Below are 11,569 nucleotides of genomic sequence, written 5' to 3'. Positions count from 1 at the left end.
TAAGAGACAGCCTTTTATTTAATATTTAAACTTAATTAAAATTAAATAATTAAGCGCACTAATTTCACGCTTAATTTTGTGGTGTTTCAGCCGCCTTGAACTGCGCTAAGAATCTCGATTTGATTCCCATCACATATGACGGCTGATTCCCATTGCGAGCGAGAAAGCACATCGTCGCCAATTGCGACCGCTATACCAGGTCCTGCATCCGAACCATAACGTTGCGCAATAAGCTGAGCAACAGTTAATCCGTCTTGCACTTCAACAGTTTCACCATTGACTACGATTTGCATAATCTAACCTTTACTAACTAAAAGCTGAATTACTAAAAGTACTTTCTGCATCACACTTACGTCTATATTGGAACACTTCACACAATTCGCGGCGAAATCTAGCGAATTCACTGAAATTAGCGATTAGAAGCGTGCAGGATTGCAGCTCTCCAAGAAGCCCTTTTCCTTCTCAGTCAACTCTTGCTCAAGCACAAGTTTTGTAGTCAAAGAAGAGCCTAAAGCGGTGAGCAAAATGCCGTGACGGAAGTAACCGGTGGAAATCGTGGTGTGCGTCTTAGGATCAATGCCAATGAATGGCAAATCATCTGGAGTTCCAGGACGACCGCCAGCAGTAACCTCAGTAATCGAGCATTCCTGAATGCCAGGAAGCACGCTTGCGGCATCGCGAAGCAAGTCAAGCACGCCACCGACCTTTGGAATATCGCGGTCATCTTCGCGAGAAGTAGCACCGAGCACAAGCTCGCCTGTTTCCTTAGCGCGAGGAACCAAATAAACTGGACGATCATGCACAAATCCACGAACCACAGAGCTCAAAATTGGGCGCAAAGGCTCTGGAATAGTCATACGAATCATATCGCCCCACACAGCGCGAAGCTTAAGCTGAGGAAGCATATCCTTAGCACCCAAGCCGGATGCCAAAACTGTGTCTGGACCCAAATCGTCTGGAGTGCTTGCGCGACGCTCAATAACAACACCGCGCTTTTCGAGTGCATCAATCATTGCTGCAGTGAAAAGACGAGGGTTGATTTGATGGTCGTCCGGCACGCTTACAGCGCCAGCAATAGTTGGCGAAAGAGCAGGCTCAATCTCACGAAGCTTACTCACAGAAATATGCTCAGCTCTACGGCCGTAACGATGCTGCAAGTTTAGCAACTCGTTTACGTGCTCGTTATCTGCAGCGTCACCGCCAATTACGTAAGAGCCGCACTCTAAGTAGCCAGTTGGCTTATCGGTGTACTTTGCAACCGAATCAACCAATTCCTTATACATAGTTGCAGACTCAAACATAAGAGGATACAACGCTTCTTGCTGATATTGCATTTCTGCGGTAGGAGCTAACATGCCAGCAGCATGGTGAGAAGCGCCCGAGACTGGATCTGGATCAATTATGCTAACTTTTACGCCAGCTTCCGTAAGTCTCCACGCTGTTGCTAAACCAATAATACCTGCACCAATAATACGAATATTTCGCATAATACTCCTTCCCTACGGCGGCATTACCCGCATCAGGTTTACGGTCGGCTTTCGCCCTCTCAGCCTGTATAGAACAAGCTCCCGCGTTTCGTAGCTTTGACTTTCAAAACTGCGATTGTAAAGCTGTAATATTGCCAACTTTAGCGATATTACAAACGCTACAGATAGACGCAACGAAAATATGTGATTTTCGTCACACTACCGTGTAGTATTCTAGCACTTCTGTGAAAAATTGGTTAATTGAGATGGCATGTCAAATCGCAAAACTAAGCAATTTCGCTACTGACGCAGTACGGTTTCTGCGCGAGTAACGTATAACTCCGTTTTTTCGTTACTGGCGCAGACAGCGCTCGCGCGGATTACGCTCGCGCGCGAAACTCGCTTAAGTTGGAAGTCCACTGGACTTCCAACTTAAGCGAGTTTCCGCTCCGAGTTGCCTTCGCGCGCTACGCTCTATGCGCTCAGGCAGGTCGTCGCGCTCGCGCTGACGGAATTACTCAACCGAGCGCAGCAAAATCTCCTCAAGCGCGTGCTTTACCGAAACAGGCAGTGTGCAACGCCATTGCGCCCACTTAACTACGGAAGGCTGGTCGGTTGCGTAAGCGTTAAGCATATCAACGCTGTTGCGATACTTTTCTGCTTCCGATTCGTTCTCGTATTCAAGAGTTGAGATTTCAGCAATAGCACTTGCACTTCCGCCAGAATCTCGCACTGCATCAAAAGCCATTTCCTTGCCTCTGTACGGCACTTGCGCTTGAAGCAGGAATCGGTAAGCGTCGCCAACTTTAGGGTCGGCAGCGATTTGCAATCCACCGTCAACAATTACGCAAACTTCCGAACGAGCTGGCACGTCTTTCACAGAAACCGACAAGCTCAAAGTCGCCTCTTCGCCTTCGTAAGAAACCGCAAACTCGCTTGCGTTAAGCTCTCGGCTCCCAACAAACACGCGCACGTGAGCAAAATCTATGCAAGCAACTCCTCTAAATACAACGTTCCAGTTGCGTTTTTGCGGCACAGATTCTACGGCAGCATCACATCCTGCAACACCGGAAATAATAAATTGCGAAGAACCATTGCCGTCTCGCCACACAAAATTCATACGTGTATTAGCAGTATTTCCAGCAGACGCGGCAGCAAAATCGCCGTTATCTTCTCGCATCACAAATTCGCCGTCAGCTCCAGGGAATGCAAGAACTCGCAAAGCCCGCGGATTTTCAATGCTATTAACAGATTCAGCGGTCTCAGCACTACGCTCGCAATCTGCAACTTCCGGCAAAACTTGCAGAGGCACAATCGCTCCAGCGCGCGCAAAAGCCGGCACGCGGTCAAGTGAACGCCACGCTTCAAATCTGCGGCCATTCCAGCCGCGAGACACATACCTGCGTCCGTCAAACAAATCGTACCAATCGCCTTCCGGCAACCAAACTCCAGTACATCCGCGCAAAGCAGCCGCGTCGTTAGGCGAAACAATCGGCGATACTATAAGCTCGCTTCCAAAACGGTACTCGTTAGGAATTTCGTAAGCCATTCCAACTTCCGGCGACTGCCAGTACATTGGCTCAATAATCGGCCTGCCATCAAAAGCCGCGCGATAATTCATCGTATAAACGTATGGCAAAAGTTCCGCGCGCAAACGAAGCATCTTCACCATTGCTTCGCGAGTCTCCCGAGGGAAATTCCACGGCTCTTTTCCAGCGAATGGCGAGCAAGTCGAGTGCAAACGATTAATAGGACTAAACGCGCCGAAAGCGTACCATCGCGCTTCCAACTCGTTATTTCTAACGCCAAGCATGTGTCCGCCAATATCGTGACTCCACCATCCGTAGCCAATATTGGAAGCTGTAGAAGTGAAGTACGTTTGGAAAGCAAGCGAATCCCAAGTAGTAACGGTATCTCCCGAGAATCCAACTGGGTAGCGATGCGAACCAGGGCCAGCATAACGAGAGAACGTAATAGGCCAGCGACCTTCGCGCGCAGCGTCCTCATAATGCATGTGGTTCAGCATCCAAAGAGGATCCAAGCCAGGCTCGCGCGTCACTCCCCCCTGCTGCCAGTCAATCCACCAAAATCGCACACCTTCATCTTCCATACGATGATGCATCTTGAAGTAAGCCTTCACAAACTGCGGGTTCGTTAAATCAAATTCCACAGCTTTACCGCTCGCCGGATCAATGCCAGCATCTTGCGCAACTTGCGCATAATCTTTTTCAAACGCACGCACGCCGTCGCGCGGATGCAAGTTCAAAGTTGGAGACAATCCAGCAGCGTTAAGTTTACGCAAAAAAGCACGATGATCCGGGAAAAGTTCCTCGTTCCACGTATAGCCCGTCCAACCGGATCCATACTTCGGATCAACATCAGTAACATGCCAATCCATGTCAATAACAGCCGTGCTAAAAGGTATGCCTTCGCGCTTAAAACGATTATGCAATTGCAAATATTCGTCTTGACGGTAGCGATAGTAGCGGCTCCACCAATTGCTTAGCGCAAAACGTGGCAGCAGCGGCTGAGCGCCCGTAAGCTTATAAAAGTCTTGAATTGCTTGAATATAGCGGTGTCCGTAACCGAAGAAATACAAGTCCTTGTATCTACCTGATTGCTCGCTAACTTTTTGCGCACGCGACTTAACCCAAGCCCCATACGGGTTTGGTTTGCCATTTATTTCCTCAGCCGGAGCAATTTCGCAAGTTGCAGAATCGTCTAAAATAGACCATCCGTCGCGCGAAAGTATTCCTTTACCAAGTTTTACCGGGCCATTCGCCTGATCCAAAGTTCTAAAAGTTCCAAGAAGATTTCCCGGGCACGCGTCGCCGTAATGCCACGTATTAAACTGCGTGCACGGCACTCCGCGCACAACAATACTTAAACCTTCTTTGCTAAAAGCTTCGCAATTATAAGTAAGATGCAGCTTTTCAGTTTCGACTTCCAGCCATTCATTTTCGTTTGTGCGCGCACTAAATTGCGGCTGAGCGTCCGCGCTTTTGTGAGCAAAATTGCGGCAGATTACAGTTTGCGTAGGATTGTCAACAAACTTTCCATCATCGCTCCATTCAAGACGAATAAGCGAATCTGTAATAACCGTAATTCGCCACTTTTCGCCCTTAATTACCTGACTATCCTGCGCCTTTGCATTTGAATCAGTTGCGTACTTATAAAAAATTCCCAACTTGGAAGAGTCCATACTACTGCACATCTCTGCTGTTACCTTGCAACTTTGCTTATTAACAATTTTATGTATTATTTTATGTATTATTTTGTTTGCTTACAACTTATAACTTTAATGAATGTATACTGCAAACACTGACGCAATGATCAACATCAGCGGATACCACGCATACATAACACAACGGAACGTCGTCGAGTTTTTAGGACCATCACCATAAGGGCTACGATAATGCAACACAGCTACACCAATACCAGGTGTAAGCATCGACATAGCGCCGAACATTCCTGCAGTCATCTCCATAGTAATTTCGCGCTTTTTTAATAATTCAAAAAGAAGTACGAAAATAAGCAAAGTTACGCCGCCGAAGAAAATTCCATGCTGCACAAAAACTTTTCCTATCAAATTCCAAAGAAGACCCGCAATGATAAGCACGGTAATAGCAAAACCTTTACTAAATCCGCTTAAACGTTCCCTAATTGTATCTATACTCGAAAGTACGAATAGGGAAATAACCATTGCAAATACAGGATTTTGCGAACGCATGTCGAACAAACATTTTGAATTCACCAAATCGTATGGAACTTCGCAAACCACTGCTAAAATCAGCAATCTCAACATGTAAAGATTCAAATTATGCGTGTTATGGTATCCGCGTACTAGTATCCACGCATACCATGGCACTGCAGTCCAGCTTATAAATTCACAAACTAATATGACTGTCAATGCAAACATATTATTGGTTACTGTTCCGCCGAACATTCGTGCAATTACTGTGTTACTAAATGCACCTAGCATAAGCATAAAAGCGCCGAGCATTTTGAGTTTATTGAGCGTGATTCCAGTTTTTATGTTACGGTCAGCACGAATTGGTTTGCCGTTTGCATCAAGCATTTCCTTATTCGCGTTACCGCTATCACGCATTATTGCTTTACCACTATTAATACTCATTGCACGTCCTTGTTTATTTGCGCATACCTAGTTTATATAAACTTTATCCGTAGTCGCGTATCTACCTAACCTGTAATTTACATTCCAAACACTGCAAAACTTTGAGCGCCGAGTGTTAAGCAATCACCATCAACTGATATTTCTCCAATTTTCAGTAATGGATTGTAAGCAGATTCTTGCGTAAGATTCGCTAATGCTTCTAATGAAACTGTTTCACTATTTACACCTGGGTTCATAACCACAATGCTTCGTTCCACAGCTGATTCTCCTGCGCCACCTTTTGCGCAACGCTCGTAAGCAAAGCCGCGGCCGTCAACCGGAGCATACAAAACTCTCCAAGACGCGTCAGCTTGCAAAGATTTGCGACTATGGCGAAGCGCAATAAGCGAGCGCACCCACGAAAGGAAGGAATCTTCGCAATTAATTTGCGCAGAAACAGTTGGAATTTCACCACTTCCCACTGCTTGTTTTCGAGAATTTGCGCAAGTTCTTCCGTCTGCTCGCGCTTCAACAGGCAAGTATAATTTAGATTTTGCAGCCATTGAGAAGCCAAAATTCTTTGCATCGTCCCATTGCATTGGCGTACGAGTGCCCGTACGAGCGTAGCCGCCTTCTTTTGTTGGGATATCGCGATATTTCATGCCAATTTCGTCGCCATAGTACACGAATGGCACGCCTGGCATAGTGAGTATCATGCCGAAAGCCACGCGACGCTCACGATCGTCAAGACGCGGAGCAAGACGCGGCGTATCGTGATTGCATGTGATGAAACTAAAGTAGCCTTGATTACAGGTTGATTCATACTGCGGGCAGTAGTCGTCCAAGAATGGGCAAATGCTTCCGCCACCGTGCGCATTAAAGTAGCTGTGATCGCGCTCAGAATTGTTATCTAAAGCGTTATCAACGTCACGAAGTAAACGCGCATAACCATTAGGATTGCCATCCCAGCGCCAATTCAAATAGAAGTCCATGTCGAATCCTGCAGTAAGAGCCTGACGCGGTCTGCCCCATTCGGACACAAAAGCAGCCTGCGGATACTCTTCTTTTACAGTGCCAAGCATTTCCTGCCATGCGCGAATTGTATTGTCTTTTCCAAGGCTTCCTTCGCCATTATTGTCATCGTTTTTTACAAGCGAATCAGCCATATCGACTCGGAAGCCATCCGCACCAAGCGAAAGCCAAAATCGCATAATATCAACTATTGCAGCGCGAGTTTTTGCCGCTTCTTTGGAATCTGGAGCGGATTGCCAAGCTCGATCCCTATGTGCAAAACCGTAGTTTAATGCAGGCTGACATTTGAAGAAGTTTAGAATATAAGTGGCGTCACGCTCAGTTTCACCGCCAATAAACGGCATAGAATAGCCGCTAAACGCACTGTCTGTCCAAATATATCGCTTGCTAAACTCGTTTTCTTCAGCTTTCGAACTTTCGCGGAACCATTCATGTTCTTCACTAGTGTGACCTGGCACTAAATCAAGCAATATGCGGATTCCTTGATTGTGAGCTTCACTAAAAAGCTGCTTTAAATCTTCGTTCGTTCCGTAACGCGCAGCTACTTTTTTGTAGTCGCGCACGTCATAGCCCGCATCTTTAAAAGGCGAGTCATAGCAAGGATTAAGCCAAATTGCGTTGCAACCAAGCGATTTTACATAGTCTAACTTTTCGATAATTCCTTGAATATCGCCTATGCCATCGCCATTGGAATCACAAAAACTTTGCGGATAGATTTCGTAAAAAACCGCGTCTTTAAGCCACTGAGCATGATCGTATAATGCCATTATTTCACCCTTCTAGCGTTGTGCTACTTAGTTTACACGCAACCACTTGAAAAAATTTATAGGGTTAAATATACAGATTAACCCGCCACTCATTTGCAAACGACACGATATCCGTGTATACTACACAGTGCTTACGAACGGATTTGTGAGACTTGTGACGCTGCTCTACGCAGCAATCGCGATGTTGCGCCACAACGGAGTCCGTTACTACGCCACCAAATGATATGCCAATTTTTGGCATGATATAGGAGGTCAAGGATGACGAATATTAAGAAGATGCTGGGTGCAGGTCTTGCAGTTGCTACTTTGTTTGGATTTGCAGCTTGCGGTTCAAGCACTAACAATAGCACTAAGAAAGCTGCTGATTCAGCACCTGTTCAGCTCACCGTTTGGGGTTCTGCTGACGATCAGAAAGATGGCGGCTGGATTAAGACTGTTGAAGCAGAATTCAAGAAGGAAAATCCAAACGTTACTTTCAAGAACGCTGTTGTTGAACCACCAGACGCTGCTAAGGCTGTTAAGCAGGATGCTAAGGCTGCTGCTGATGTGTTCCTCTTCCCTAACGATCAGCTCGGCGACTTGGTAAAGGCTGGAGCAATCGGCGAATTAAGCGATGACGCCACAAAGCAAGTTAAGGAACAGAACGAAGATACTTTGATTAAGTCTGTTACCGCTCAGGACGGTAAACTTTACGGCGTTCCTTACACCGGCAACACTTGGTTCATGTACTACAACAAGTCCAAGTTCTCCGCTGATGACGTTAAGTCCCTCGACAAGATGCTTGAAAAGGGCAAGGTTTCATTCGATCTTGCTAATGCTTGGTATCTCCCAGGCTTCTACCTCGATGGCAATATGACGCTCTTCGGCGAAAATGGAAACGATGCTAAGGCTGGCATGAAGCTCAGTGATAAGGCTGCTGAAGTTACCAAGTACATTGCAACAAAGCTCGTTGGAAACGAAAAGCACTTCGTACTTGATGGAAATGGTCGCGGCTTGGCTGGCTTGAAGGACGGCTCCGTTGATGCAATGTTCTCCGGTTCTTGGGATGCAGCCAAGGTTAAGGACGCCTTGAAGGATAACTATGCTGCAGCTGCTCTTCCAACCTTCAAGACTGAGTCTGGCGAGCACCAGATGAAGTCCTTCGCTGGTTCTAAGGCTGTTGCTTACAACACCAACACCAAGTCTCCAGAGATGGCTGCTAAGTTCGCTGCATTCTTGGGCTCCAAGAAGTCCCAGCAGATTGCTTTCGAAAAGGAAGGTGCAATTCCTTCTGACAAGTCCCTTGCTGACAGCGTAAAGGCAGAGCCAGCTGCTGTTGCTCAGATGGAAACCATTGCTAAGACTTCTGTCTTGCAGCCAGCAATTCCTGAAATGGGTAAGTTCTGGGATCCAGTTCAAGCATTCGGCACTTCTATCTCCACCGGTAAGATTACTGGCGATAATGCTGCCGCGCAGACCGCAGAATTTGCTAAGGGCTTAGAGAAGTAAGTAAACAAAACTTACTCTAGCCAACAAATCTAAATAGATGCATAAGCAGTGTTTTATGCACTTTGAGTAAAACAATGCGCCCCAGCCCCCGCTCCGGCAAGGGGTGGGGCGCATTGTTTATCTTCTACAAAATAATTTTGTTTACATGAAAGGCATGTCATGACTGGCACGACATCCACAAAGCGAGAAAGACGCCAGAAGAAGACGTCAACTGCAGAACGCTTTGCTCCTTCACCTTATTCACTGAAAGAGGCTGCAAAACATGCGGACATTCTTTCATGGATTTCTGTTGTCATATTTGGCTTTGGCAATTTTGTCCGCAAGCAATACATCAAAGGCGTTATATTCTTAGCGTGCGAAGCAACTTTATTCGTATTCTTATTTACAATTGGATTGGATTATCTTCCAAAACTCAACACTCTTGGCACAGTAGAACAGGGCAGAGTTAAAGTCAACGGATTCTGGCGATACAGTGCAGGCGATAATTCTGTAGAAATTTTACTGTATGGAGTTATGTCGATATTAGCGATTGTATTGCTTGTATATCTGGCAACTCTCGCTCTTCGCAGCGCGTACAAAGCGCAATCTGTAATGGCAGACGGCAAGAAGCCACTTAATTTCATTGATGATGCTAAGACTCTTCTTGACGAAAAAGCACACGTCGGTTTTATGACTCTTCCAACTGCTGGCATTGTGTTATTCACAATTTTGCCATTGTTCTTCATGATTTCTATGGCTTTCACAAGCTATGACGAGAATCATCAACAAAAATTCAGCTGGATTGGGTTAGACGTTTTTTCTCAATTCTTAACCGGAAAAAGTGATTTAATTAAAGCTGACGTATTCTTTGACGTATTAATCTGGACTCTTGTTTGGGCATTCCTTGCAACCTTCCTGAACTTCTTCCTCGGCATGTTCATTGCAATGATAATCAATAGAAAGTCCACTCGTCTTAAGGGATTGTGGCGAACTTGCTTCTCCCTTACAATTGCAGTTCCACAGTTTGTTTCATTGCTTATTATGAACAATATGCTTAGCCAGAACGGTGTTATTAACATTGTCTTTAAGCAAAACGGTTGGATACATCAGGAACTTCCTTTCCTTACGGATGTAACTTGGGCTCGAGTGACGGTAATTCTTATCAATCTTTGGGTTGGTATTCCATTCACCATCATGCAGATTACAGGTATCTTGCAAAACGTTCCTGCAGAACTTTACGAAGCTGCAGAGCTCGATGGCGCAGGTTGGTGGCAACGTTTCATGAACGTCACAATGCCGTACATCATCTTTGTTATGACTCCATATTTGATTACTACCTTTACTGGCAACATCAATAACTTCAACGTTATTTACCTCTTAACAAAAGGTGGTCCAGCAAGTAGCAAAGTCAACAGTGCAGGCGGCACCGACTTGCTTATCACATGGCTCTACAAGTTGACTGTTGACCAGCAAAACTACAACGCAGGTGCAGTAATTGGTATTTTGACATTCATGGTGCTTGCTGTCGTAGCACTGATTACGTATCGCAACTCTGGATCTTACAAGAATGAGGAGGGATTCCGGTGAGTGATAAAACTACAACTAAGAACGAAGAAGCTGTTGTAAAGAGCACTCGTAGTGTTTCTTTCCTTAAAGATCAACATGTCAGAAGAGTAATTGGAGATACTTTCTCACATTTGTTCTTGCTGGTGTTGTCAGTTATTTGGCTGATTCCAATCTTGTGGGTTTTGTTAGAAAGCTTCAACAAGAACACTGGTTCCTATCAGAAAACCTTCTTCCCAACTGAATACTCACTAAATAACTATATAAAGTTATTTACCGATACCGATGACATTAATTTCCCACGAATGTTCCTCAACACTTTGATCGTGTCAATTTTCGTGTGCATTATTTCTTTGGTGTTTGTGTTAGCAGTGTCCTTCTGCATGTCTCGTCTCCGTTTCAAAGGGCGCAAGACATTCATGAATCTTGCTCTGATTCTTGGTATGTTCCCAGGTATCATGGCTGTTATTGCTATCTACTTCATTTTGAAGGCTCTTGGTTTAACAAAAGGTTCGATTGTATTAATCGCACTTATTATCGTTTATTCTGCAGGTAGCGGTGCTGGCTTCTACATTATGAAGGGCTACATGGATACTATTCCAAAGTCTTTGGATGAAGCTGCATACTTGGATGGATGCACAAAGTGGCAAGTATTCTGGAAGATTATTGTTCCAATCTGCAAGCCTATGATTGTATTCCAAGCAATTACTGGATTCTTGGGACCATGGCTAGACTTCGTTATGGTGAAGACAGTAGTGAGAGACAATAAGGAAAACTACACAGTTGCTTACGGATTAATGGAGATGCTTACCAAAAAGTATCTACCTGATTGGTACGCTGCATTCGCGGCAGGTGCTGTGTGCATTTCCATACCAATCGTAATCCTGTTCATTATTATGCAGCGCTTCTACGAAGAGTCCATGTCTGGCTCCGTTAAAGGCTGATAATTTACAGGATATAAATCTACTGAAGGCTGAGACGCTTTCGAGCGTTTCAGCCTTCTCTTTCGCTAGACAACACGAACACATAAAAAATAAAAAATAACTTAACACACTCGCCGTTTGACTTAATACGATAATGGCTATCGCATAAACCCTACCGTGTTTAGCCAAATAGTGCCGCAAAACATAAAAAACTTGATAACAGAACAATAAGTAAAT

Annotated in this window: 8 protein-coding genes and 1 riboswitch; of the genes, 3 read left to right on the top strand and 5 right to left on the bottom strand. The window is 45.2% G+C overall.

Annotation, left to right across the window (positions count from 1 at the left end; genetic code table 11):
* Positions 1-86: 86 nt before the first annotated feature.
* From thiS to A5295_RS02855, 5 genes are all read right to left on the bottom strand, one after another.
* The gene (gene thiS, locus A5295_RS02875; protein ID WP_064621649.1) at positions 87-293 is read right to left on the bottom strand and encodes a sulfur carrier protein ThiS; all 207 of its coding nucleotides are present in this window, start codon (positions 291-293) and stop codon (positions 87-89) included.
* Between the two features lie 123 nt (positions 294-416).
* Positions 417-1,487, bottom strand: a complete 1,071-nt coding sequence (thiO, locus tag A5295_RS02870) for a glycine oxidase ThiO (RefSeq protein ID WP_004104781.1) — start codon at positions 1,485-1,487, stop codon at positions 417-419.
* Positions 1,479-1,582, bottom strand: a riboswitch (TPP riboswitch). Its footprint overlaps the gene before it by 9 nt.
* Before the next feature lie 398 nt (positions 1,583-1,980).
* Positions 1,981-4,668, bottom strand: coding sequence for a TIM-barrel domain-containing protein (locus A5295_RS02865; protein WP_064621648.1), 2,688 nt, complete (start codon positions 4,666-4,668; stop codon positions 1,981-1,983).
* A gap of 96 nt (positions 4,669-4,764) precedes the next feature.
* Positions 4,765-5,544: a TraX family protein gene (locus A5295_RS02860; RefSeq protein WP_033888421.1), complete on the bottom strand. Its 780-nt coding sequence runs from the start codon at positions 5,542-5,544 to the stop codon at positions 4,765-4,767.
* 134 nt (positions 5,545-5,678) lie between these two features.
* A complete protein-coding gene (locus A5295_RS02855; protein ID WP_012914529.1) occupies positions 5,679-7,379 on the bottom strand; it encodes an alpha-amylase family glycosyl hydrolase in 1,701 nt (566 codons plus the stop codon).
* Positions 7,380-7,637: 258 nt separating this feature from the next.
* Here A5295_RS02855 and A5295_RS02850 point away from each other — a divergent pair, with 258 nt between their 5' ends.
* The 3 genes from A5295_RS02850 (at position 7,638) to A5295_RS02840 (ending at position 11,353) form a co-directional block, all read left to right on the top strand.
* Complete coding sequence (locus tag A5295_RS02850) at positions 7,638-8,867, top strand: extracellular solute-binding protein (protein WP_064621647.1); 1,230 nt, start codon at positions 7,638-7,640, stop codon at positions 8,865-8,867.
* 159 nt (positions 8,868-9,026) lie between these two features.
* Positions 9,027-10,433, top strand: a complete 1,407-nt coding sequence (locus A5295_RS02845; protein WP_064621646.1) for a carbohydrate ABC transporter permease — start codon at positions 9,027-9,029, stop codon at positions 10,431-10,433.
* Positions 10,430-11,353: a sugar ABC transporter permease gene (locus A5295_RS02840; protein ID WP_004104797.1), complete on the top strand. Its 924-nt coding sequence runs from the start codon at positions 10,430-10,432 to the stop codon at positions 11,351-11,353. Before A5295_RS02845 ends, A5295_RS02840 begins: the two co-directional genes overlap by 4 nt.
* The last annotated feature ends 216 nt before the right edge of the window (positions 11,354-11,569 follow it).

Source organism: Gardnerella sp. 26-12, from assembly GCF_001660745.1.
GTDB classification, from domain to species: Bacteria; Actinomycetota; Actinomycetes; order Actinomycetales; family Bifidobacteriaceae; genus Bifidobacterium; species Bifidobacterium swidsinskii.
Note: the sequence above shows the minus strand (reverse complement) of the source record. Positions and strands in the feature narration are given on the sequence as shown.